Origin of the sequence: Pseudomonas purpurea (assembly GCF_039908635.1) — a bacterium.
GTDB classification, from domain to species: domain Bacteria; phylum Pseudomonadota; class Gammaproteobacteria; order Pseudomonadales; family Pseudomonadaceae; genus Aquipseudomonas; species Aquipseudomonas purpurea.
In genome coordinates this window covers 412564-436463 of the sequence record NZ_CP150918.1, presented here as the reverse complement: position 1 = coordinate 436463, position 23900 = coordinate 412564, and the positions used below count along the sequence as shown (strand labels likewise).

General features: G+C 60.5%; 18 protein-coding genes and 1 pseudogene. 2 read left to right on the top strand and 17 right to left on the bottom strand.

All coding sequences use genetic code 11. The annotated features are described in order from the left end of the window. Positions 1-139: 139 nt before the first annotated feature. The 15 genes and pseudogenes from mdoH to hutC all read right to left on the bottom strand — a co-directional run bounded on the left by mdoH (position 140) and on the right by hutC (position 19056). Complete coding sequence (gene mdoH, locus AABM54_RS01960; protein WP_347903363.1) at positions 140-2710, bottom strand: glucans biosynthesis glucosyltransferase MdoH; 2571 nt, start codon at positions 2708-2710, stop codon at positions 140-142. Continuing rightward, on the bottom strand, positions 2703-4475 hold the full coding sequence (locus tag AABM54_RS01955; protein WP_347903361.1) for a glucan biosynthesis protein G: 1773 nt from the start codon (positions 4473-4475) through the stop codon (positions 2703-2705). The genes mdoH and AABM54_RS01955 overlap by 8 nt, the downstream gene beginning before the upstream one ends. A gap of 357 nt (positions 4476-4832) precedes the next feature. Beyond that, a complete protein-coding gene (dtd, locus tag AABM54_RS01950; RefSeq protein WP_347903360.1) occupies positions 4833-5270 on the bottom strand; it encodes a D-aminoacyl-tRNA deacylase in 438 nt (145 codons plus the stop codon). Further along, the gene (pip, locus tag AABM54_RS01945; RefSeq protein ID WP_347903359.1) at positions 5267-6238 is read right to left on the bottom strand and encodes a prolyl aminopeptidase; all 972 of its coding nucleotides are present in this window, start codon (positions 6236-6238) and stop codon (positions 5267-5269) included. Before pip ends, dtd begins: the two co-directional genes overlap by 4 nt. A gap of 285 nt (positions 6239-6523) precedes the next feature. Next, positions 6524-7327: an N-formylglutamate deformylase gene (hutG, locus tag AABM54_RS01940; protein ID WP_347903358.1), complete on the bottom strand. Its 804-nt coding sequence runs from the start codon at positions 7325-7327 to the stop codon at positions 6524-6526. Positions 7328-7337: 10 nt separating this feature from the next. After that, positions 7338-8543, bottom strand: coding sequence for an imidazolonepropionase (gene hutI / locus AABM54_RS01935; RefSeq protein WP_347903357.1), 1206 nt, complete (start codon positions 8541-8543; stop codon positions 7338-7340). 17 nt (positions 8544-8560) lie between these two features. Beyond that, entirely contained in the window at positions 8561-9970 is a 1410-nt protein-coding gene (locus AABM54_RS01930) for an amino acid permease (RefSeq protein ID WP_347903356.1), read from the bottom strand. Between the two features lie 297 nt (positions 9971-10267). Further along, a complete protein-coding gene (gene hutH / locus AABM54_RS01925; protein WP_347903355.1) occupies positions 10268-11806 on the bottom strand; it encodes a histidine ammonia-lyase in 1539 nt (512 codons plus the stop codon). A gap of 190 nt (positions 11807-11996) precedes the next feature. Continuing rightward, positions 11997-12821, bottom strand: a complete 825-nt coding sequence (locus AABM54_RS01920) for a glycine betaine/L-proline ABC transporter ATP-binding protein (RefSeq protein WP_347903354.1) — start codon at positions 12819-12821, stop codon at positions 11997-11999. After that, positions 12818-13669, bottom strand: a complete 852-nt coding sequence (locus AABM54_RS01915) for a proline/glycine betaine ABC transporter permease (protein ID WP_347903353.1) — start codon at positions 13667-13669, stop codon at positions 12818-12820. The genes AABM54_RS01920 and AABM54_RS01915 overlap by 4 nt, the downstream gene beginning before the upstream one ends. Positions 13670-13738: 69 nt before the next feature. Then, positions 13739-13879, bottom strand: a pseudogene (locus tag AABM54_RS01910) (histidine ABC transporter substrate-binding protein); the annotation flags it as partial. A gap of 100 nt (positions 13880-13979) precedes the next feature. Next, the gene (locus tag AABM54_RS01905; protein ID WP_347903352.1) at positions 13980-15449 is read right to left on the bottom strand and encodes a cytosine permease; all 1470 of its coding nucleotides are present in this window, start codon (positions 15447-15449) and stop codon (positions 13980-13982) included. Positions 15450-15612: 163 nt separating this feature from the next. Continuing rightward, positions 15613-17292: a urocanate hydratase gene (gene hutU / locus AABM54_RS01900; RefSeq protein ID WP_347903350.1), complete on the bottom strand. Its 1680-nt coding sequence runs from the start codon at positions 17290-17292 to the stop codon at positions 15613-15615. Between the two features lie 493 nt (positions 17293-17785). Further along, positions 17786-18361, bottom strand: a complete 576-nt coding sequence (locus AABM54_RS01895; protein ID WP_347903348.1) for a HutD family protein — start codon at positions 18359-18361, stop codon at positions 17786-17788. 26 nt (positions 18362-18387) lie between these two features. Next, on the bottom strand, positions 18388-19056 hold the full coding sequence (gene hutC, locus AABM54_RS01890; protein ID WP_347906118.1) for a histidine utilization repressor: 669 nt from the start codon (positions 19054-19056) through the stop codon (positions 18388-18390). 187 nt (positions 19057-19243) lie between these two features. Between hutC and AABM54_RS01885 the strand changes: the two genes are divergently transcribed. Continuing rightward, positions 19244-20608, top strand: a complete 1365-nt coding sequence (locus AABM54_RS01885) for a formimidoylglutamate deiminase (protein WP_347903346.1) — start codon at positions 19244-19246, stop codon at positions 20606-20608. Positions 20609-20768: 160 nt separating this feature from the next. Here the strand turns inward: AABM54_RS01885 and AABM54_RS01880 are convergent, their stop codons facing one another. Together AABM54_RS01880 and AABM54_RS01875 are read right to left on the bottom strand one after the other, a co-directional pair. Beyond that, entirely contained in the window at positions 20769-21338 is a 570-nt protein-coding gene (locus AABM54_RS01880) for a lipocalin family protein (RefSeq protein ID WP_347903345.1), read from the bottom strand. A gap of 31 nt (positions 21339-21369) precedes the next feature. After that, positions 21370-21624 carry a hypothetical protein gene (locus AABM54_RS01875; RefSeq protein WP_347903343.1) on the bottom strand — a complete coding sequence of 85 codons (255 nt, stop codon included), beginning with the start codon at positions 21622-21624 and terminating at the stop codon, positions 21370-21372. 283 nt (positions 21625-21907) lie between these two features. On the opposite strand from AABM54_RS01875, the gene AABM54_RS01870 reads away from it, so the two are divergent. Continuing rightward, positions 21908-23800: a methyl-accepting chemotaxis protein gene (locus AABM54_RS01870; protein ID WP_347903342.1), complete on the top strand. Its 1893-nt coding sequence runs from the start codon at positions 21908-21910 to the stop codon at positions 23798-23800. Positions 23801-23900: the final 100 nt, after the last annotated feature.

The following is a 23900-nucleotide window of genomic DNA, read 5'->3' as shown; positions in this document are numbered from 1 at the left end:
TACGGACAAAACGTTGTCCGGGCACACCAAGGAGGCAGCGATGCTAACGCACTCGGCCGTTTGCACAAGGGGGCGAGCAGCAATTTGGTTGCCGACAATCAGGCAAAAAAAACCCCGCTGGGTCAGCGGGGCTTTTTCATCAGGCTGGTAGCGCCTGCACAACTGCCGGTCTGAGCGGCAACAACGGGGCATGAGGATCGGCTTTCACCGAGGCTCGCCACGCATCCAGCCACTCGGCGTGACCTTCGTTCCAGACGTGCTCATGCAAGCGGCCCAAAGCTACCGGGTCACTCAACAGCGCCAGACGCTCGCCATTGTTGAGCGCCGCCGGACCGACCTTGAGCGCGTGACGCACCCGCTCGGTACGCAGCCATTCAATCGGCTCCGCCTGACCGTGACGCGACGTCGCCAGAGCACACGCCAGGGCGTTCTGCTGAGGGTCGACCACGGCCCGGATGAAGCCGTCGTTCAGCGCGTGCCAACGGTTTTCGTGAGTGTACTGATCGGTTGCCAGCAAGGCCTGTGGCGGATTGTATTCCTCGGGAATCAGGAACAGGCTCTCGTCACGGGACTTGAGACCCAGCTTCACGCGGCTGGAAATCACCGACACCGGGATCGACAGCATCAGCGACCCGACAATCGGCACCAGCCACCACAGGAAGCTCGGGTTCAGCCAGATCACCAGCAGCGCCCAGAAGAAGCCCAGCAGGGTTTGCGGACCGTGGCGTTTTACCGCCTCGCTCCACGGCGTGGAGTCGTCGTCACGCTGTGGCGAGTTCCAGGTCGCGGCCCAGCCGAGGAACGCAGCGAGCACGAAGCGGGTGTGGAAAATCATCCGCACCGGCGCCAGCAGCATGGAGAACAGCATCTCCAGCAGCATCGACAAGGTCACCTTGAACTTGCCGCCGAACTCTTTCGCGCCCTTGGCCCAGATCAGGATGATGCTCAGCAATTTTGGCAGGAACAACAGCACGATGGTCGTCGAGAACAACGCGATGGCCTTGTCCGGGTGCCATTGTGGCCACAACGGATACAGCTGGCGCGGTTCCAGGAAGTACTGCGGCTCCATCAGCGTGTTGACCGCCAGCAAGGCTGTCGACAGCACCAGGAAGAAGAACCACAGCGGCGCCGACAGGTAGGACATCACGCCGGTCAGAAACACCGCACGGTGCACCGGGTGCATGCCCTTGACCAGGAACAGTCGGAAGTTCATCAGGTTGCCGTGACACCAGCGACGGTCACGCTTGAGTTCATCCAGCAGGTTCGGTGGCAGTTCTTCGTAGCTGCCCGGCAGATCGTAGGCGATCCACACGCCCCAGCCGGCACGGCGCATCAGCGCCGCTTCAACGAAGTCGTGGGACAGAATCGCACCGGCAAACGCGCCTTTACCGGGCAACGGCGCCAGGGCGCAGTGCTCGATGAACGGCTTCATGCGGATGATCGCGTTGTGGCCCCAGTAGTGGGATTCGCCCAACTGCCAGAAGTGCAGGCCGGCGGTGAACAACGGACCGTACACGCGGGTAGCGAACTGCTGCATGCGCGCATACAACGTGTCCATGCCCGAAGCTCGTGGCGCGGTCTGGATGATCCCGGCGTCCGGCGTGGCTTCCATCAAGCGCACCAGACTGGTCAGGCATTCGCCGCTCATTACGCTGTCAGCGTCGAGCACAACCATGTACTTGTAGTCGCCGCCCCAGCGACGGCAGAAGTCGTCGAGGTTGCCGCTTTTGCGTTTAACGCGGCGGCGACGGCGGCGATAGAAAATCTTGCCGAAGCCCTTGGCCTCACGGCAAACGTCCAGCCAGGCTTGCTGCTCGGCCACACAGATGTCGGTGTCGTTACTGTCACTGAGGACGAAGAAGTCGAAGCGATCCAGGTCACCGGTGGCGGCAACCGACTCGAACGTCGCACGCAAACCGGCGAACACCCGCGGCACGTCTTCGTTGCAGATCGGCATTACCAACGCTGTACGCGCGTCTTTCGGGATCGGCTCATTGCCGGCGCTTTTACCGGAGATGCGGTACTTGTCGTGGCCGGTCAGCAACTCGAGGAAGCCCATCAGCGCCGTCCAGAAACCGGCCGAGACCCAGCAGAACAGAATCCCGAACAGAATCAGGATGCTGGTTTGCAGCGCATACGGCAGCACTTGCGTGGCGGTTTGCATCAACGGCTGATGCAGGACTTCTTCAAGGTCGACGAACGCCCAGCCCTGGTACGGCATGATGCCTTTCATGTACCAGCCCGCGACGATGGTCTGGCCGAGCATCAGCACCAGCAGAATGTAGCGGCGGATCGAACCGACGGTGCGCCAGCGAGCGGCCGGCAACACACGTTCATCCTTGGGTGGCGCCGGCGGATTGGTGCGACCGGTCAGGCGACGCCAGCCACGCACCAGAATGTTGGTGCGCCATGGCTCCGGCACGACCTTGGTCCGACGGATCGGTGGCGTGGCCTTGAGGCAAACCCGACCGCTGGCGTCGAGCACCAGCATTTCGGCTTCTTCCAGTTCTTCGGCGGAGTTGAGGGTCAGCCGGCGGCCAACCGAGGCCTGGGCGGCCTCGCTCGGTGCGTCGAAGGTGGAAGACGACAGTCGTTCATGCAGCTCGCTGAAGGACTTGCAGCCCGCGAGTGTGGCGCGCTGCTCATCGGTCATCGGCAGATGAGCCAGGTACTCGCTGAGAGTCTCTGGCTGTGCGTGTGAATTACTCATCGGCAGGCAACTGGTAGCTCCAGGTCTCGGTCAAGACTTGTTCAGTTTTAACCGCTGACTCTAAGGTGGAGAGTGGTGTGGCGGAGGCTGCTTCGGCAGCGGCAGGCTGCTTGGCGTCTTTGTCTTTGGCTTCTTTTTCTTTCTTCTCGTGCTGTTTGGCTGCGACTTTGTCTGCCTTGGCTACGGAAGAATTGGCCGTCGGCGCCGAGGCCTTGACGGGCTCAGGCACGACAATGTCCTTGACCAGCGCGGCACGCATCTCGGTGGACTTGCTCGCGTCCTTGATCTTCATGCGCAAGGTCAGGCGCCAGCCCTGGGTTTCAGGGTTGTAGCGCACGCTGTTCTCGACCAGTTCGGCGTTGTCGCCAACACTCACCTGGCTGCGAACCGGTGCATTTTCCGGCAACGCCTTGAGGGACGGGCCTTCGAAGTCCACCAGGTAGGCAACGCTGCCATCCGGCTGACGGATCAGGTTGGACTGCTTCACGTCACCCGTGGAACGCAGGGTCTGTTCAACCCAGGCGCTGTCCGGCGAATGCAGGGCCGCTTCGTCGGTGGTCCAGTGCAGGCGGTAGGCGAAGTCCAGCGGCTGGCCAGGTTCCGGCAGTTTTTCCGGGCTCCAGAAGGCAACGATGTTGTCGTTGGTTTCGTCGGCGGTCGGGATCTCTACGAGGTCGACGGTGCCTTTGCCCCAGTCGCCTTTTGGCTCGATCCAGGCGCTTGGGCGCTTGTCGTAGCGGTCGTCGAGGTCTTCGTAATGGCTGAAGTCACGGCCACGTTGCAGCAAGCCGAAACCACGCGGGTTCTCAACGGAGAAGTTGCTCACGGCCAGGTGTTTCGGGTTGTTCAGTGGGCGCCAGATCCACTCGCCGTTACCGGCATGGATCGACAGGCCGCTGGAATCGTGCAGTTCACGACGATAGTTCAGAACTTTCGACGGCTGGTTGGCGCCAAACAGGAACATGCTGGTCAGCGGGGCAATGCCCAGCTTGCTGACTTTTTCACGCAGGAACATTTGCGCCTTGACGTCGACAATGGTGTCGCTGCCCGGACGCAGGGTCAGGCGATAGGCACCGGTGGCACGCGGTGAGTCGAGCAGGGCAAAGATCACCAGGTGTTTGTCGGTCGGCTTCGGTTGCTGGATCCAGAACTCGGTGAAGCGCGGGAACTCTTCGCCGGACGGCAGCGCGGTGTCGATGGCCAGGCCACGGGCAGACAAACCATAGGTGTGACCCTTGCCGATCACGCGGAAGTAACTCGCGCCCAGCATGGTCATGATTTCGTCTTGCTTGTCAGCCTTGTTGATCGGGTACAGCACACGGAAACCGGCGTAGCCCAGTTGTTCGGTGGCTTTAGGATCGAATTTGACGTCGCCGAAATCGAAACGCGCCGGATCATATTTGATCTCTTGCACGGCGTTGGCAGTGATTTCGTTGATTTTCACCGGCGTATCGAAGTGCATGCCCTGGTGATAGAACGACAGCTTGAACGGGGTCTTCTGATCGGCCCACTCGGCTTTTTCGGTCAGGAAACGGATTTTCTGATAGTCCGCGAATTTCATTTCACGGAATTCGTTCGGCAGATTGCTGCGCGGAGCTTCGTACTTCTGCCCGGCCATTTCTTTTGCCTTGGCCGACACATCATCCAGATTGAATGCCCAAAGCTGGCCGGCGCTGAGCAGGCAAAGCAAGGCAGAGCCCGTCACCAGTACGTTTCGCAACCGCTTGGCAGACAATTTTGGTGCATTACAGGGACTAACAATCACGAGCAACCCTCGCCGAAAACAGATCAAAAAACCAACGGCCAGACCAGGCGGCCCGTGTGGTTGGTTTTGTCAGCTTACTTCGGCGTCAGGTCCGAAATAATGCTCACAAAACCAACCGTACAGACCACTCATGCCAGGTTGGCGAGCATTGTTCCGACTCCGATGGGGGTAAATGATTCCCCAAACGGCTCCGAACAAGTCTCTACCTAAGTCAAAAATGGGCCAACGAACGCTGATCCCCGTAGCGCGGGATTATCTAGTAGCCCGCGTTACAACGCATCAGGGGTAACAAAGTATTTATCGCGAAAAACCCCTGTTTTTGACCGAAACACGCCTAAAAACTTGTTTCAAGCGCTTTCAGGTCTGTAACAGGAACGTCACAGGGCCATCATTGACCAAATGCACCTGCATGTCCGCGCCAAATCTCCCTGATGCCACAGTGCCGTGCAACTGTTGCGCCTTGCCTAATAGATAGTCAAACAACGCCTCTCCCAGCGCAGGTGGTGCGGCGGTTGAAAAGCTTGGGCGCAAGCCGTTTTTGGTGTCCGCGGCGAGGGTGAACTGCGAAACCAGCAGCAAGCCACCTCCGACGTCTGCCAAGGACAGGTTCATCTTGCCCTCGGCGTCGCTGAATACCCGATAGTTAAGCAGCTTATGCAGCAGTTTGTCGGCGCTGGCCCGAGTGTCCTCGGGTTCGACCGCCACCAGCACCAGCAAACCCTGGTCTACCGCCCCCACAATCTCGCCGGCAACTTCGACGCGCGCGCCACGCACGCGCTGCAACAGGCCCTTCATGCTTCTTCGGGCGGCAGGTCAAGCAGACGCCGAGCCATTTGGCTGGCGGCCCGGACCAGGGCATCGGTAATACCTGGCTCGGAAGCGGCGTGACCAGCGTCGCGGATCACCTGCAATTCGCTGTTCGGCCAGGCTTGATGCAGTTCCCAGGCGTTGTCCAGCGGGCAGATCACGTCGTAACGACCATGGACGATGACCCCCGGCAAATGGGCGATCTTGCCCATGTCGCGGATCAACTGGTTTGGCTCCAGGAACGCGTTGTTGGTGAAGTAATGGCATTCGATGCGGGCAATCGACAGCGCACGCTGTGGCTCGGAGAAGCGGTCGACCACCATCGGGTTCGGGCGCAGGGTCGCGGTGCGCCCTTCCCAGGTCGACCAGGCCTTGGCCGCATGCATCTGGGCAATCTGGTCGTTGCCGGTCAGGCGTTTGTGGAAAGCGCTGAGCAAGTCGTGGCGCTCGTCCAGCGGGATCGGCGCGATGTAGTCCTGCCAGTAGTCGGGAAACAGGCGGCTGGCACCGGCCTGGTAGAACCACTCGATTTCCTGCGGGCGGCAGAGAAAGATCCCGCGCAGGATCAGACCGTGTACACGTTCCGGGTGGGTTTGTGCGTAGGCCAGGGCCAGGGTCGAGCCCCAGGAACCGCCGAACAGCACCCATTTTTCGATGCCCAGATGCTGGCGAATCCGCTCAAGGTCGGCGACCAGATCCCAGGTGGTGTTGTTTTCCAGGCTGGCGTGCGGGGTCGAACGACCGCAGCCGCGCTGATCGAAGGTAACAATGCGATACAGGTTTGGATCGAAGTAGCAGCGGCTCTGCGCATCACACCCGGCCCCCGGGCCACCATGGATAAATACCACCGGCAAACCCTCCGGTGAACCGCTTTCGTCGACGTACAGCGTGTGCGTTTCATCGACGGCCAGATCGTGCCGGGCGTGGGGTTTGATCTGCGGGTACAAAGTCTGCATTGCGCGCTCCGTAAGGGGTCGAGGTCATCCCTGGGGGGACTTCTATTAATCTGCCGTTGGGCATCATAAACCCGAATGGTGCAATGAGCATGTCCTTGGAGCAACTGGGGGGATATCAGTGTTTCGTCGACCCAAGTAAACCATTGTGGCGAGGGAGCTTGCTGCCACTCGGCTGCGCAGCCGTCGTAAAACAGACAGCCGCGCGTCATCAGGAAAAACACATTGGCCGGATTGCGACCGCTGCGCACCTCAGCGGGAGCAAGCTCCCTCACCACAGTTACCGCCTCAGGCTCCGTAACGCTGTTGCCCCCACGCCACCAGCGCTTGCAGCAATTGCTTGAGCACCACCTGGGTCGGTGCCGCCAGGTCAGGCCGGTAACGGAACGGCTCGAACTCTTCCATGTAAGTGCATTGCCCCAATTCCAACTGCACCGCGTGGATGTTTTCGGCCGGGTTGCCGTAATGACGGGTGATGTGGCCGCCCTTGAAACGCCCGTTGAGGACGTGGCTGTAGGCCGTGTGCTGCGCGCAGATGGCTTCCAGTTGGCTGGCCAATTGCGGATCGCAACTGACGCCGTTGAAGGTGCCAAGGTTGAAGTCCGGCAGTTTGCCGTCGAACAGGTGCGGGATCACCGAACGGATCGAGTGCGCATCGAACAGCAACGCATAGCCGAACTCGGCTTTGAGCCGCGCCAGCTCCTGCTGCAAGGTGCTGTGGTACGGCGCCCAGATCTGCTCCAGATAGGTGGCGCGCTCTTGCGCCGACGGCTCCAGCCCTTCACGAAACAACGGCACGCCGTCGAACAACGTCTTCGGGTACAGACCGGTGGTCGCACCGACATACATCGGCTTGTCATCCGACGGACGGTTCAGGTCGATGACAAACCGCGAATACTCGGCCGCCAGGGTGCTGGCGCCAAGCTCAGTGGCAAAGTCGTACAGCGCGGGAATATGCCAGTCAGTGTCCGGCAGGCTTTGCGCCTCGGGGATCAAACCGGCTTCCACCACCGGCGTCAGGCGCAAACCCGCGTGAGGCATGCTGATCAGCAGCGGCACCCGGCCTTGTTTGAAGTTCAGAACCTTATCCACAGCTGCTCTCCTATAAATCGACTTCTACGCCGTGACGCACGACGCGTTTTTCCAGATCACCGCCCAGCCAGTACGAAAGATCCGCTGGCCGGTCGATCTGCCACGCCACGAAGTCGGCGACTTTGCCGACTTCCAGCGAGCCATGGGTGTCGCCCATGCCCAGCGCCGTGGCCGCATGAATCGTTGCGCCGGCCAGTGCCTCTTCCGGGGTCATGCGGAAACACGTGCAGGCCATGTTCAACATCAGCCGAACCGACAACGCCGGCGAGGTGCCGGGGTTGAGGTCACTGGCAATGGCGATTTTCACCCCGTGCTTGCGCAAGGCGTCCATCGGCGGCAATTGGGTTTCACGCAAAAAGTAGAAAGCGCCCGGCAGTAACACGGCGACGGTGCCGGAGGCGGCCATGGCAATGGCGTCTTCTTCGGTCATGAATTCCAGATGATCGGCCGACAACGCGTGATAACGCGCCGCCAGGCTGGAGCCGTGCAACGACGACAACTGCTCGGCGTGCAACTTCACCGGCAAGCCGAGTTTCTGCGCGGCCACGAACACCCGCTCGACCTGCGCCGGCGAGAACGCCAGGTATTCGCAGAACGCATCCACCGCATCCACCAGGCCTTCGGCGGCCAGCGCCGGAAGCATTTCGGCGCAGATGTGCTCGATGTAGTCGTCAGCGCGATCGGCGTACTCCGGTGGCAAGGCGTGAGCGGCCAGGCAGGTGCTGCGCACACTGACCGGCAGTTCGGCGCCGAGGCGGCGGATCACCCGCAGGATTTTTCGTTCGCTGGCCAGGTCCAGGCCATAACCGGACTTCATCTCGATGCTGGTCACGCCGTCACGCATCAGGCTCTTCAGGCGTTTTTTCGCACTGGCGAACAACTCGTCCTCAGTCGCTGCGCGGGTCGCGCGCACGGTGCTGGCAATGCCACCACCGGCCGCGGCAATTTCGGCGTAGCTCACACCTTGCAAGCGCTGTTCGAACTCGCCGCTGCGGTTGCCACCGAACACCGTGTGGGTGTGGCAGTCGATCAGGCCCGGGGTGACCCAGGCCCCCGCGAGGTCATGCAGCTCGAGGTACTCGCCGGGCGGCAGTTCGCGGCGTGGGCCGATCCACTCAATGTGCGCTCCTGACGTCACGATGGCGGCATCCTCGATGATCGAGTAAGTGCCCTGCGCCATGCTTGCAACGTGGCAGTGTTGCCAGAGAGTTTTCATCCGTGGCCTCCGTTAGGTTATTGATGAGTAAAAGAAGGGTCGCGTGCCACCTTCGCCACCTGCCCTGCCGCGGGTTTGACCCAGGTCAGGTAGGCCAGCACCAACAGCACGATCCAGACCACGCCGACGATCAGCGCTGCCTGAGTGTCCGGGAAGTAACCCAGCACGCCGAAGATAAACAGCATGAAGGCAATTGCCGCCATCGGCGCATACGGCCAGAACGGCACCGGGAACTTCAACTGCTTCACCTGTTCGGCGGTCATGGAGCGACGCATCGCCACTTGAGTGAACAGAATCATCAGCCAGACCCAAACGGTAGCGAAGGTTGCGATGGAGGCGATCAGCAGGAACACGTTTTCCGGGATCAGGTAGTTCAGCAACACGCCCAACAGCAGCGCAACGCTCATTACCACCACGGTCATCCACGGCACCCCGTGACGCGACAACTGGGCAAAACCCTTCGGCGCATGACCTTGCTCGGCCAGGCCGTACATCATGCGGCCAGCGCCGAAGATGTCACTGTTGATCGCCGAAACGGCGGCTGAAATCACCACGATGTTGAGGACAGTCGCCGCCGAGCTGATGCCCAGGCTGTCGAAGATCTGTACGAACGGGCTGCCCTGAGTACCGATCTGCTGCCATGGGAAAATCGACATCAGCACGAACAGGGTCAGCACGTAGAACAGCAGAATTCGCAGCGGCACCGCGTTGATCGCCTTGGGCAGTACGCGTTGTGGGTCTTTGGCTTCACCGGCGGTGACGCCGATGATTTCAATGCCGCCAAAGGCAAACATCACCACGGCGAACGACGCGATCAAACCGCCCACGCCGTTGGGCATGAAGCCGCCCTGGGTCCAGAGGTTGCTGATGCTGGTCACCTGGGTGCTCGGTGCGCTGCTGATGCCGAACAGCATGATGCCGAAGCCGCCGAGGATCATCGCGACGATGGCCGCCACTTTGAGCAGGGACAGCCAGAACTCCATTTCACCGAAGACTTTGACGTTGCACAGGTTCAGGCCGCCGATCACCGAAACGATGCCGAGTACCCAGATCCAGCGCGCGACTTCGGGAAACCAGAAGCCCATGTAAATGCCGAACGCGGTGACGTCGGCCAGGCCGACGATGACCATTTCAAAGGCATAGGTCCAACCGAGGATGAAGCCTGCCATCGGCCCCAGGTACGTGCTGGCGTATTGACCGAAGGAACCTGCAACCGGGTTGTGCACCGCCATCTCACCGAGGGCGCGCATGACCATGAACACCGCCGCGCCACCGATCAGGTACGCGAGCAGCACCGCAGGACCGGCCATCTGGATGGCCGAGGCAGAACCGTAAAACAGCCCGGTGCCGATCGCCGACCCCAGTGCCATGAAGCGAATATGTCGGGCGGAGAGCCCGCGTTTCAGAGTTTTTGCTGGCTGTTGCATTTCTCGTCCTTAATTATTTTTGTCGGAGAATGTTGATAGGGAGCAAAGGGTCTTGGACAGACTTGGTAGTTGTACTTGCCTCAAGATCCACCCCTCACCCTAACCCTCTCCCCAAAGGGGCGAGGGGACTGACCGCGAGTTGCTTTCGAGGTACTGCGACCTGAGATTATGAGTCGAACTCAGGCTCCGGACACCACGAAAATCGGCTCCCTTCCCCCTCTCCCCCTTGGGGAGAGGGCTGGGGTGAGGGGTGGTTTTGGAGGGCGAAGAAATCTCAGCCCTGCCCCCCTCAAGCCATCACAAACTCGGCAGCAACTTCGCCGTCACCAGCTCATTCAGGCAGCGCGAAGCCAGCAGTTCACTTGCCGCGTTGATGTCCGGTGCGAAGAAACGGTCCTTCTCGTAGAACGGTACTTTGCCACGCAGGATGCCGCGTGCCTTCTCCAGTTTCGACGAAGTTTTCAGACCGTCACGCAGGTCCAGGCCCTGGCACGCGGCCAGCCACTCGACCGCCAGAACGCCGCGAGTGTTTTCGGCCATTTCCCACAGACGCTTGCCAGCGGCGGGCGCCATGGAAACGTGGTCTTCCTGGTTGGCGGAGGTTGGCAGGCTGTCCACCGAATGCGGATGCGCCAGTGCCTTGTTTTCGCTGGCCAGAGCGGCCGCTGTCACCTGGGCGATCATGAAGCCGGAGTTCACGCCACCGTTGGCCACCAGGAACGGCGGCAGTTGGGACATGTGCTTGTCCATCATCAGCGAGATGCGGCGTTCGCTCAGGGAGCCGATTTCAGCGATGGCCAACGCCATGTTATCGGCAGCCATGGCCACCGGTTCGGCGTGGAAGTTACCGCCGGAGATCACGTCACCTTCGGCCGCGAACACCAGCGGGTTGTCCGACACGGCGTTGGCTTCGATGGCCAGCACTTCAGCGGCCTGACGGAACTGAGTCAGGCAGGCGCCCATGACTTGTGGCTGGCAACGCAGGGAGTACGGGTCCTGGACCTTTTCGCAGTTCTGGTGCGAATCGGACACTTCACTGCGCTCACCCAGCAGGTCGCGGTACGCAGCAGCGGCGTCGATCTGGCCTTTCTGACCACGAGCCGCGTGAATGCGTGCATCGAACGGCGAGCGCGAGCCCAGCACCGCTTCAACGGTCAGGCCACCCAGTGCCAGTGCACCGGCGAACAGGTCTTCGCCTTCAAACAGACCGCGCAGGGCGTAAGCCGTCGACACCTGAGTGCCGTTGAGCAGCGCCAGGCCTTCTTTGGCGGCCAGGGTCAGCGGGGTCAGGCCGGCGACTTTCAGTGCGTCGGTCGCAGACAGCCATTCGCCTTTGTAACGGGCCTTGCCTTCGCCCAGCAGCACCAGCGACATGTGGGCCAGCGGCGCCAGGTCACCGGAAGCACCGACCGAACCTTTCAACGGGATGTGCGGGTACACCTCGGCGTTGATCAGGGCGATCAGCGCGTCGATCACCACCCGGCGAATGCCGGAGAAACCACGGCTCAGGCTGTTGACCTTGAGCACCATGACCAGGCGCACCAGCGCGTCGCTGATCGGCTCGCCGACGCCCGCCGCGTGGGACAGCACCAGCGAGCGCTGGAGGTTTTCCAGGTCTTCGCTGGCAATGCGCGTCGAAGCCAGCAGGCCGAAACCGGTGTTGATGCCATAGGCGGTGCGGTTTTCCGCGAGGATCTGTTCCACGCAAGCAACGCTGGCTTCGATCTGGGCCGATGCACTGTCGTCCAGGCTCAGTTTGACCGGTTGCTGGTACACGGCACGCAGTTGGGCAAGGCTCAGTTGGCCAGGAACGAGGTTGAGTACAGTCACATTCATTCTCCTTTTGAGAGTTTTTTATCTGTTTATTTACAGGTACTAACCAGTCGCTCCGGAGATTTCCGTTGTCCGTCGCCGTCCGCATTTTTGAGCGGGAGGCGCCTTGGCACGCTGGCTTTGGTTGATATCAGTGCAGATTCGGTAAAACGTTTTGCAGCAGTTTCGGGTGTTTCAAAATCATTCAATTCTCTTAAACCGTCGCCGCGCGACGTTGAACAAATCGGTCGACGTATTCATCGGCTGGCGAGTGGAGGATCTCTTTCGGCGTGCCGACCTGGATCAACCGGCCATCCTTGAGGATCGCGATGCGGTTGCCGATGCGCACAGCCTCATCGAGGTCGTGGGTGATAAACACGATGGTCTTGTGCAAAGTCTGTTGCAGCTCCAGCAATTGGTCCTGCATCTCGGCACGAATCAGCGGGTCGAGGGCGCTGAAAGCTTCGTCCATCAGGATGATGTCGGTATCCGCCGCCAACGCACGGGCCAGGCCGACACGCTGGCGCATGCCACCCGAGAGCTGATCCGGGTATTTGTTTTCGTAGCCTTTGAGACCCACGGTGTTGATCCAGTGCTGCGCGCGTTCGGCACACACCTGTTTGCTCTCACCGCGCACGTTCAAACCGTAGGCGACGTTGTCCAGCACGTTCTTGTGAGGCAACAAACCGAAGCTCTGGAACACCATGCTGATCTTGTGCCGGCGAAATTCGCGCAGGGCCGGCATGTCGTATTGCAGGATGTCCACGCCGTCCACCAGGATCACGCCGCTGGTCGGGTCGATCAGGCGGTTGAAGTGACGCACCAGGGTCGACTTGCCAGAACCCGACAGGCCCATGATCACGAAGATCTCGCCGGTATCGATGCTCAGCGACAAGTCGTTCACGCCGATCACACAGCCCGTCTCGGCCAGCACCTGATCCTTGCTTTTGTTCTGACGGATCATGTTCAGCGCATCGGCCGAACGGTTACCGAAAATCTTGAAAACGTTTTTGACTTCGATCTTGGCGGCGCTGTTCATTGGCTCACCTCATGCCGTGGCCGGCCGTAGGCCTGGGTAATGCGGTCGATGACCACGGCAAGAATCACGATCGCCAGACCGGCTTCAAGGCCACGTCCGACGTTGAGGGTCTGAATACCCACCAGCACGTCTTCACCCAAGCCACGGGCACCGATCATCGAGGCGATCACCACCATCGACAGGGCCATCATGGTCGTCTGGTTGATCCCGGCCATGATGCTCGGCAGGGCCAGCGGCAGTTGCACGCCGAACAGTTGCTGCCAACGGTTGGCCCCGAAAGCATTGATAGCCTCCATCACTTCACGGTCCACCTGGCGAATGCCCAGATCGGTCAGGCGAATCAGCGGCGGCACGGCGTAGATCACCGTGGCGAAAATCGCCGGCACTTTGCCCAGACCGAACAGCATCAGCACCGGGATCAGGTACACGAAGCTCGGCATGGTTTGCATGATGTCGAGCAACGGCATCAGCACCGCACGCAGACGATTGCTGCGCGCCGACAGAATGCCCAGCGGAATGCCGATCAACACCGAGATGACCGTCGCCACCATCATCAGCGCCAACGTCTGCATCAGTTTCTCCCAGAGGCCGACAGCCCCCACCAGGAACAGCAAACCCACGATCACCACGGTCGTCAGCCACTTGCGGGTGGCGTGCCAGGCAATGCCGGCAACGATCACCAGCATCAGCCACCACGGTGCCGCCCGCAGCAGGCCTTCGAGATTGACGATGGCCCAGAGCAAGGTGTCGGAGACGTGGCGGAACACATCACCGTAGTTGGCGACCAACCCATCAACCCAAACGTTGACCCGGTCGGCGATGGAAAAGGTAAAGCTTTCGGGAAACATAAGAGACTCTCAATCAAGTGGATGCAGCGAACGTCCCGGCCAGCCTCTCGGTTAGCCGGGAGGTTCGACCTACAGTGCCGCGTTGATTCTCCTGGCCGTGTCGGTGCTGACCCACGCCTGCCAGGTCTCAGGATGTTCCTTCAGTAGGATCTTCGCCAGTTCCCGCGACTCGATGTGCTCTGTGGTCATGCGTCCCCGTTTTTGATTGAGTGAACCGCTCGACAGGGTCTTGTTTGTGTTCATGGCGTGACGCTTCCAATCAAGATTTGGCTTGAGCCGGTCAAAAAACACCCGACCCTGTCTGTTTTCGTCAGATCGCAGCAACGCGATCCGTGTCGCTTGTTTTCGCCTCTGAAGCGTCGCCCTGCTCTACCGGCAAGATCAGGTGATCGGGTACGGCGCCATGCCACTTCTTCGCCGCCAGGTAGTACAGCGCGGCCGGTACCACCAGGCCGATGATCCACGAGATGTCGGTATCACCGAGGCTCGCGACCAGCGGGCCGGTGTAGAAGTGCGTGGAGATGAACGGCATTTGAATCAACACGCCGAACACGTAAATGCTGATGCCCATGATGTTCCAGCGACCGTAGCGCCCCTCGGGGTTGGACAGGGCCGGAATGTCATAACGCTCTTTGGTGATGCAGTAGAAGTCCACCAGGTTGATCGCGCTCCACGGCGTGAAAAACGCCAGCAGGAACAGGATGAACGCGGAGAATTCCTTGAGGAACGAGTCCTTGCCGAGCAAGGCCAGGGCAGCGGCCAGCGACACCATGATGAAGATGTACAGCAGGCGCACGCCGCTGGAGATATGCCGGCTGCCACGGAAACCGCTGATGATGGTGGCAATCGACATGAAGCTGCCGTAGGCATTCAGCGTGGTCACGGTGACCTTGCCGAATGCGACCGCGAAGTACAGCAGCGCCGCGACGATCCCCGTGCCGCCCAGGCTGACGATGAACGACACCTCATGGTGAGCGAACTGGGAACCGGCCAGGGCTGCGGCGAACACACCGAAGACCATCGACGCCTGCGCACCGATCACCGAACCCAGGCCCACGGCCCAGAAGGTTTTTGCCGCACAGGTGCTGCGCGGCAGGTAACGCGAGTAGTCCGCCACGTAAGGGCCGAACGCGATCTGCCAGGAGGCCGACAGCGAAATCGCCAACAGGAAACTGCTCAGGGAAAAATGCTTGTTGCCCAGCAACGCACTGATGTCGTTACCGGCCAGGAGTTTGTAAAACAGGTAGATGAACGCCACCACGCCCAGCACGCTGGCGATCCGGCCAATGCCGTGGATCACCCGGTAACCGAAGATGGTGAAGACCATGATGGAGCCTGCGAACAGCACGATGCCGACCCAGTCTTCGACGTGCAGCAATTGCGCCACCGCCTGCCCCGCCAGCAAGGAGCCGCTGGCCGAGAAGCCGATGTACATCAGGCACACCAGCACCAGCGGAATCACCGCCCCATACACACCAAACTGCACGCGGCTGGAGATCATTTGCGGCAAGCCCAGTTGCGGACCTTGCGCGGCGTGCAGCGCCATGACGCCACCGCCGAGCAATTGTCCGACCAGCAAACCGATCAACGACCAGAACACATCCCCGCCGAGGACCACCGCCAGGGCACCGGTCACAATCGCGGTGATTTGCAGGTTGGCACCCAGCCACAGGGTGAACTGACTCAATAGACGACCGTGTCTCTCCGCTTCCGGGATGTAGTCGATCGAACGTTTCTCGATCAACGGTTTACTGCCTGCACGATCGTCATTAACAGCCATGATTCAACCTCTGTGGATTGTTCTGGGAAATCACTGTGAAGCCGCTGTATTGGGGCTCTGCTTTTGTGGGAGCGAGCTTGCTCGCGATAGCGATGTATCAGCCAACACGAGTGTTGAATGTGCTGGCCTCATCGCGAGCAAGCTCGCTCCCACAAGTCATGCATTACTTACCGGTAATCATCGGCAGGTTCAGGCCTTGTTCCTTGGCGCAGTCGATAGCGATCTGGTAACCCGCATCGGCGTGACGCATAACGCCGGTGGCCGGGTCGTTGTGCAGTACGCGAGCGATACGCTCGGCCGCTTCATCCGTACCGTCGCAGACAATCACCATGCCCGAGTGCTGGGAGAAGCCCATGCCGACGCCGCCGCCGTGGTGCAGGGAAACCCAGGTCGCGCCGCTTGCGGTGTTGAGCAAGGCGTTGAGCAGTGGCCAGTCGGACACAGCGTCGGAACCGTCCTGCATGGATTCGGTTTCGCGGTTAGGGCTGGACACCGAACCGGAGTCCAGGTGGTCGCGGCCGATCACGATCGGTGCCGACAGCTCGCCGCTGCGCACCATTTCGTTGAACGCCAGGCCCAGCTTGGCGCGCAGGCCCAGGCCAACCCAGCAGATACGTGCCGGCAGACCCTGGAAGCTGATACGCTCGCGCGCCATGTCCAGCCAGTTGTGCAGGTGGGCGTCGTCCGGGATCAGCTCTTTGACCTTGGCGTCGGTTTTGTAGATGTCTTCGGCGTTGCCCGACAGTGCTGCCCAGCGGAACGGACCGATGCCACGGCAGAACAACGGACGGATGTAAGCCGGTACGAAGCCTGGGAAGTCGAATGCGTTTTCCACGCCTTCTTCTTGCGCCATCTGACGGATGTTGTTGCCGTAGTCGAAGGTCGGGATGCCCATTTTCTGGAAGTCGAGCATGGCTTTAACGTGCACGGCCATCGATTGCTTGGCGGCTTTCACCACCGCGGCAGGCTCGGTCTTGGCGCGAGCGCGGTACTCTTCCCAGGTCCAGCCGGCTGGCAGGTAGCCGTTGAGCGGGTCGTGGGCGCTGGTCTGGTCGGTGACCATGTCCGGGCGCACGCCGCGCTTGACCAGTTCTGGCAGGATCTCAGCCGCGTTGCCCAGCAGCGCGATGGAAATGGCCTTGCCTTCCTTGGTGTACTTGGCGATACGCGCCAGAGCGTCGTCGAGGTCGGTAGCTTGCTCGTCGACATAACGGCTGTTCAAGCGGAAATCGATGCTCACCTGTTGGCATTCGATGTTCAGCGAGCAAGCGCCGGCCAGGGTGGCGGCCAGTGGTTGAGCGCCGCCCATGCCGCCCAGGCCTGCGGTCAGGACCCAGCGACCGGTGAGGTTGTCGTTATAGTGCTGGCGACCGGCCTCGACGAAGGTTTCGTAGGTGCCTTGAACGATGCCTTGGCTGCCGATGTAGATCCAGCTGCCGGCGGTCATCTGGCCGTACATGGCCAGGCCTTTGGCGTCCAGTTCGTTGAAGTGTTCCCAGCTCGCCCAGTGTGGCACCAGGTTGGAGTTGGCGATCAGTACACGTGGCGCGTTGCTGTGGGTCTTGAATACGCCGACCGGCTTGCCGGATTGCACCAGCAGGGTTTCGTCGTCGTTCAGGTTGGTCAGGCTCTCGACGATTTTGTCGTAGCACTCCCAGTTACGCGCTGCACGACCGATACCGCCGTAAACCACCAGTTCTTTAGGGTTCTCGGCAACTTCCGGGTCGAGGTTGTTCATCAACATGCGCAGCGGCGCTTCGGTCAGCCAGCTCTTGGCGGTCAGCTTGTTACCGCGTGCGGCACGGATTTCAACGTCACGAAACTTAGTAGGTTTATCAGTCACGAAAAAGACTCCTCAGCAATCAATCCAAACCAGCCCAGGCAGTGGGCGAGCAAGCCAGCAGGCAACAAATGCACACCGGCGAATCAGTGGACGATGGTCGAGTCTCCGTGACTCATACGCATACGTCTTTACTTGTACATACAAGCATATGCAATCAAGCGGCCAACTTGCTGGAGGGGCATTCAATAAAGTGCTGAATCTGGCTGAAAAGCCCTTGGGACAAGGGTTTGGCAGGGAACGATTTTTTGGGGCGGGATTTTTTCGAGGAGTGACAATTGTTACCTAAGCGCGGTTTTTAGCCACGCTGGGGCGTTCGGTAACAAATTAGTGCGCGCAGGGAAACGGCGAGAGATGTTTTCTGTGGCGAGGGAGCTTGCTCCCGCTGGTCTGCGAAGCAGCCCCAAAGCCAGAGCAAGTGGTGTGTCAGATAAAACGTGTTTGCCGGATTTACGACTGCTACGCAGCCGAACGGGAGCAAGCTCCCTCGCCACAGTTAACTATGTGTAGCCAGTTCAATCACACAGCACTGGCCGCCGACAGAAACATCCAGCAGCCCGGTGTTACCGTTCAGTTGCAGGCAATCATGACGCCCCAGAACATGGACACCGCTGCCATCGATCTGCACGTCGAGTGTGTCGGCCACGCTGAACACCAGCAGGGTGCCGGCCGAACTGAAAAACCGCTGCTCGCCGTCCAGCCACTGCAACCGGGCGCTGTACCGCTGCGGGGAATAAATCAGGTTGAAGTCGCGAATCGCGCCGCCCAGCAAAGTGCAGGACACCTGGCTCTCGCCGCTGAACGCAAATGGCTCCAGCGGTAACAGTGGCCGAGTGTGCTGACCGTCGACGGTCAAGGTCATGCCGTCGCCTTGCAGCACAGTGATCACTCGCTCATAACCGGCGAAGGTAGAAAACCCGCCCGACTCACCGATATCGGCGATCGACAGGCGCCAGCCAAACCCGTCCAGGCCCACACCGGCATCGCGAGTGATTTCTTCGGTACTGCCGCCGCCATTCTTCCACGGCATGCGCGGGTAATTCGCCGCGCGCAAAATGTTCAGCTGACTCATGGGTGCCTCTTATTATTTATGGCTCTTTATTTATGGAACCGCCCTTCCAGACGATGGCGGGAACCGGGGTGGATCAGGCGAGCCGCCGTCACCGGCTGACGGCCGGACCAGGTCCGACGGCGAATCAGCAGGCACGGCTCGCCTTTTTCAATCTGCAGCAATTTGCATTCGGAAGGCTCGGCCAGGATCGCCTCGACCACATGCTCGCCTTCAGTCAGCGGGGCAACCTGGTTCAAGTAGGCGTAAGGCGTTTGCAAGGTGAAGTCCTGCTTGAGGTACTCCGGCGCTACCAGGGCATTGACGAAACGGTCCTCGATCTGCACCGGGATGTCGTTTTCGTAATGCACGATCAGCGAGTGGAAGACTCGCTGGCCTTCACGCATGTCCAGCGCCAGGGCGCGTTCGGAACCGGCCGCTTCTTCTTCCAGAGTGATGACGGTGCAGGTGTGACGATGGCCACGGGAGGCAATCTCGTCGGCAATGTTGTGCACTTCAAACAACGCAGACTGGCTCTTGGGTTCGGCGACGAACGTGCCGACGCCCTGCATGCGCACCAACAGGCCGTCGGCGGTCATCTCGCGCAGGGCGCGGTTGATGGTCATGCGGCTGAAACCCAGTTGGCTGACCAGTTCGCTTTCCGACGGCACACGGTAGTGCGGCGGCCAGTTTCCACTGTCGATTTGCTGGGTGATCATCTGTTTGACGCGGGCGTACAAGGGCGCCGGACTGTCGCCCAGATTGGCAGCCAGCGTGGATACGGCAGGCGGAGTCGGCACGGGAATTCCTTGTTCATGGATAGAGGTGACTAGCTTGCCGGAGTTTACCGAGCAGGCAAACGTCTGTATATGTATATACAAATAACACACGATGGGGTGCTGAACCATGTCCGCCTTCTTTGCCGAACGCGCGCTACTGCCTAATGGATGGGCCAACAACGTACGTCTTGAGGTCAGCGCCGATGGCCTGCTGACCCACATCCAGGCCGATGCGAGCGCTGAAGGCGCCGAACGGTTGAGCGGTCCGCTGCTGCCGGGCATGCCGAATTTGCACTCGCATGCGTTCCAGCGAGCGATGGCCGGACTGGCCGAAGTTGCCGGCAATCCGAACGACAGTTTCTGGACCTGGCGCGATTTGATGTATCGCCTCGTCGGAAAAATCAGCCCGGAACAACTCGGGATCATTGCCCGCCAGTTGTACATCGAAATGCTCAAGGCCGGTTACACCTCGGTCGCGGAATTCCATTACGTGCACCACGACAATAACGGCCATCCGTACGCGGACCCGGCCGAGTTGTCGCTGCAAATCAGTCAGGCGGCCAGCGCTTCCGGCATTGGTTTGACGCTGCTGCCGGTGCTCTACAGCCACTCCGGTTTCGGTGGCCTGGCGCCCAATGAAGGGCAGCGCCGCTTCATCAACAGCACTGAAAATTACTTGAACCTGCAAGCACGCTTGCAACCGATTCTGGCGCAGCAACCGGCGCAGCAACTGGGCCTGTGCTTTCACTCGTTGCGGGCGGTCACGCCGCAGCAAATCAGCGAAGTGCTGGCGGCCAGCGACAAGCAATGCCCGGTGCACATCCACATCGCCGAACAGCAAAAGGAAGTCGACGACTGCCTGAGCTGGAGCGGCCGCCGTCCGTTGCAATGGCTGTATGAAAACACCGAGGTCGATCAGCGCTGGTGCCTGGTCCACGCGACCCACGCCAACCCGGAAGAAGTCACCTTGATGGCCAAGAGTCGCGCCATCGCAGGCCTGTGCCTGACCACCGAGGCCAACCTGGGCGACGGGATTTTCCCGGCCGTGGACTTCCTCGCTCAAGGCGGGCACATGGGCATTGGTTCCGACAGCCATGTGTCGCTGAGCGTGGTGGAAGAATTGCGTTGGTTGGAATACGGCCAGCGCCTGCGCGATCAGCGCCGCAACCGCTTGTATGGCGCCGATCAACCGATGGTCGGCCGCACCCTGTACGACGCCGCTCTCGATGGTGGTGCCCAGGCACTGGGCCAGCCGATTGGCGCTCTGCAAGTGGGCAAGCGTGCCGACTGGCTGGTGCTCGACGGCAACGATCCATACCTGGCGACCGCCAGTGGCGACGGGATTCTCAATCGTTGGTTGTTCGCCGGCGGCGATCGCCAGGTGCGCGATGTGCTGGTGAACGGCAAATGGGTGGTGCGCAATGGGCACCACGCGGGCGAAGAGGAAAGCAACCGCGCGTTCACCCAGGTGCTGCGCGATCTCCTGGGCTGATCACCGCTTTTGTGGCGAGGGAGCTTGCTCCCGTTGGGTTGCGAAGCAACCCTATGATCAACTGACGAGTTCTTTCAGTAGGAACTCGCCAGCAGAATTACGACTGCTGCGCAGCCGAGCGGGAGCAAGCTCCCTCGCCACAGGGTTCAACCGCAACCGCTTACTTCGAGGTCTGGGCCATCTTGGTGTCCGACACCCGCCAGATCAGGCGTGTGGTGTCATAGCCCTGCTGACGCGCCCTGCTCAGCAATTCTTCGCGGGTATCGGCGTTGACTTCCGGCTTGCGCGACAGCAGCCAGAGGTAGCGTCGATTCGGGTGACCGACAATCGCGGTCTGGTAATCATCGCTGACATAGAGCACCCAATAGTTGCCCTTGGTCACGCTTGGCAGCAGTCGGGTAAACCAGTTGTCGAAATTCACCCACAGCTTGTCGAACTTGCCGGGCACCTGCGGCGTCGCCGTGCCCTTGGCCTCTTCCCACTTCCACTCAGGGGTCAGGCAGCGGTTCAGCACTTCCATGTCACCGTCAGTCCGCAAGGTGTAGTGGGCTTCGGATTGCGCGCAGTTACGCTGGAAGTACATCGGCATGCGTGCCAACTCGTACCATTTACCCTGGTAACGCTTGAGGTTCACGCTGTTGACCGTTTTCGGCGCCAGCGAATCATCGCCAGAAGTGGCGCAGCCGGCCAACAACAGACCGGCAAAAAGAGCTATTACAAACCGCATCATTATTCTTCTCCCGTGGGCGCGCGGCCCCGGTTTACTTCAGGCCTTGCCCGGAAAACATCAACACTTTGTCACCGGCATACTGCACGCTGATAAAGCTGTTCTTGTTGCCCCAGGTGCAACTGGACATGCCCAGTGCGCCGGAACAGTCGGACGGACTGCCCAACAGCTTTTCGACGTCAGCCTTGGGCATGCCCGTCGAGATCTTTGAATAGTTTTCCTGGTTGATCTTGCTGCACGCGACCAACAGCACGCAGAACGACAATAGAGCGATAGATCGCAGCGACATGGTGTAACTCCTGGACGGAAGTGGAAGGCCTGGCTGCCAACCAGAAGCTTAGAAGAGAAAACCCCCATGTGGTTCCCGTGGGCGCGGGGTATTTCTTGAACGGCAGAAATCGCCATTTCGCCCTGAAATCAGCGACTTTGCAGGGTCAGCGGGTATTTCGTCGGTTTTCGCCAAAGCCGCCTAATCTTTGGCGCTGGCCTGTCGACATAGGAGCAGCGCAAAGCCCTCTACTGTGGCAAATTGACGCCCCTCGTTGACCAGCCCCCTCGCGGTAGTTCACTTAATGACCAGAAACATGAAGTTCAGCCACAAGATCCTGCTTGCAGCCGCCCTTGTGGTCGCCGTTGCGTTCGCCTGTTTCATCATGTTCAACGACTACCGCCAGCGCCAGACGCTGCGCAGCAGCACCGAAGCCTCGATGCAGGAACTGGGCAGCCTGACCACCAGCAACATCCAGACCTGGCTGGAAAGCCGCATTCAATTGCTGCAATCGCTGGCGCAACAAGTCGCCGTCGACGGCCCCGCGCTGGACAACCTCAAGCGCGCCGTGGGCCTGCCCGCCTATACCAGCAACTTTCAGCTGAGCTACTTCGGTGGTGCCGACGGTGTGATGTTCTCGGTGCCGGCCGGCAACCGCGCCGCCGACTATGATCCCCGCGCCCGTGGCTGGTACAAAGCTGCCAACAGCGCACAGCAGACCATCGTCACCGAACCGTACATCGCCGCGTCCTCGGGCAAACTGGTGATCACCGTCGCCACCCCGGTGCAGCATCACAACCAGATGATCGGCGTCGCTGGCGCGGACATCGACCTGACAAACGTCAGCGCAATCATCAACTCGCTGAATTTCGGCGGCCACGGCCACGCGTTCATCGTCAGCAGCGAAGGCAAGATCCTGATCCACCCGGACAGCAAACTGGTGCTCAAAAGCCTCGCCGATGCCTTTCCAAATGGTGCACCCAGCGTCAGCCCGGGCATGAAAGAAGTCGAGGTGAACGGCAAGACCCAGTTCATCTCCTTCACCCACGTCAACGGCGTGCCGTCGGCCGACTGGTACGTGGCGCTGGTGCTCGACCAGGACACCGCGTTCTCGATGCTCAGCGAATTCCGCACCTCGGCCATCATCGCCATGGTGATCGCGGTGGTGATCATCATCAGCCTGCTCGGCATGCTGATCAGCGTGCTGATGCAGCCGCTGCTGACCATGGGCCGCGCCATGCAGGACATCGCCGAAGGTGAAGGCGACCTGACCAAACGCCTGGCCATCCACAACCATGACGAATTTGGCGCCCTGGGCACCGCGTTCAACCGTTTTGTGGAGCGCATCCACACTTCGATCCGCGAAGTGGCCTCGGCCACCGGCCAGGTCAACGAAGTCGCCTTGCGCGTGGTCAGCGCTTCCAACTCGTCGATGTTCAATTCCGACCAGCAAGCCTCGCGCACCAGCAGCGTGGCGGCGGCGATCAACCAGCTCGGCGCTGCCGCCCAGGAAATCGCCCAGAACGCGGCCCTCGCCTCGCAGCACTCCAGCGATGCTCGCAGCCTGGCCGAAGACGGTCAGCACGTGGTGGAAAAAACCATCACGGCGATGCAACAACTGTCGACCAAAATCAGCGACTCGTGCGCCAACATCGAAACGCTCAACAGCAACACGGTGAACATCGGCCAGATCCTGGAAGTGATCACCAGCATCTCGCAACAGACCAACCTGCTGGCCCTCAACGCGGCCATCGAAGCGGCCCGCGCCGGTGAAGCCGGGCGCGGTTTCGCGGTGGTGGCTGACGAAGTGCGCAACCTCGCTCACCGCACCCAGGATTCGGCGCAGCAAGTGCAGAAGATGATTGAAGAACTGCAGGTCGGTGCCCGCGAAGCGGTGGCGATCATGACCGACAGCCAACGCCAGAGCGAAGGCAGCGTCGGCATCGCCAATCAGGCGGGCGAACGCCTGGGCAGCGTGACCCAGCGCATCGGCGAAATCGACGGCATGAACCAGTCCGTCGCCGCCGCGACCGAAGAACAGACGTCCGTGGTCGAGTCGCTCAACATCGACATCACCGAAATCAACACGCTGAACCAGGAAGGCGTGGAGAACCTGCAATCGACCTTGCGCGCGTGTGCCGACCTTGAACAGCAAGCGGCGCGGTTGAAGCAGTTGGTGGGTAGCTTCCGGATCTGACGCGTCCTTGAAGGCCCCATCGCGAGCAAGCTCGCTCCCACAGTGGATCTCGGCTGAACACAAAATTTGTGTCCGCTGAAGATCAAATGTGGGAGCGAGC

What these genes read in the sequence shown, in the direction of transcription:
- AABM54_RS01930 (WP_347903356.1), bottom strand. Translation starts at nt 9,970, where the DNA reads ATGCAACAGCCAGCAAAAACTCTGAAACGCGGGCTCTCCGCCCGACAT.
- hutH (WP_347903355.1), bottom strand. Translation starts at nt 11,806, where the DNA reads ATGAATGTGACTGTACTCAACCTCGTTCCTGGCCAACTGAGCCTTGCC.
- AABM54_RS01885 (WP_347903346.1), top strand. Translation starts at nt 19,244, where the DNA reads ATGTCCGCCTTCTTTGCCGAACGCGCGCTACTGCCTAATGGATGGGCC.
- AABM54_RS01920 (WP_347903354.1), bottom strand. Translation starts at nt 12,821, where the DNA reads ATGAACAGCGCCGCCAAGATCGAAGTCAAAAACGTTTTCAAGATTTTC.
- hutI (WP_347903357.1), bottom strand. Translation starts at nt 8,543, where the DNA reads ATGAAAACTCTCTGGCAACACTGCCACGTTGCAAGCATGGCGCAGGGC.
- AABM54_RS01915 (WP_347903353.1), bottom strand. Translation starts at nt 13,669, where the DNA reads ATGTTTCCCGAAAGCTTTACCTTTTCCATCGCCGACCGGGTCAACGTT.
- mdoH (WP_347903363.1), bottom strand. Translation starts at nt 2,710, where the DNA reads ATGAGTAATTCACACGCACAGCCAGAGACTCTCAGCGAGTACCTGGCT.
- dtd (WP_347903360.1), bottom strand. Translation starts at nt 5,270, where the DNA reads ATGAAGGGCCTGTTGCAGCGCGTGCGTGGCGCGCGCGTCGAAGTTGCC.
- AABM54_RS01895 (WP_347903348.1), bottom strand. Translation starts at nt 18,361, where the DNA reads ATGAGTCAGCTGAACATTTTGCGCGCGGCGAATTACCCGCGCATGCCG.
- AABM54_RS01875 (WP_347903343.1), bottom strand. Translation starts at nt 21,624, where the DNA reads ATGTCGCTGCGATCTATCGCTCTATTGTCGTTCTGCGTGCTGTTGGTC.
- pip (WP_347903359.1), bottom strand. Translation starts at nt 6,238, where the DNA reads ATGCAGACTTTGTACCCGCAGATCAAACCCCACGCCCGGCACGATCTG.
- AABM54_RS01870 (WP_347903342.1), top strand. Translation starts at nt 21,908, where the DNA reads ATGACCAGAAACATGAAGTTCAGCCACAAGATCCTGCTTGCAGCCGCC.
- AABM54_RS01905 (WP_347903352.1), bottom strand. Translation starts at nt 15,449, where the DNA reads ATGGCTGTTAATGACGATCGTGCAGGCAGTAAACCGTTGATCGAGAAA.
- hutC (WP_347906118.1), bottom strand. Translation starts at nt 19,056, where the DNA reads ATGATCACCCAGCAAATCGACAGTGGAAACTGGCCGCCGCACTACCGT.
- AABM54_RS01880 (WP_347903345.1), bottom strand. Translation starts at nt 21,338, where the DNA reads ATGATGCGGTTTGTAATAGCTCTTTTTGCCGGTCTGTTGTTGGCCGGC.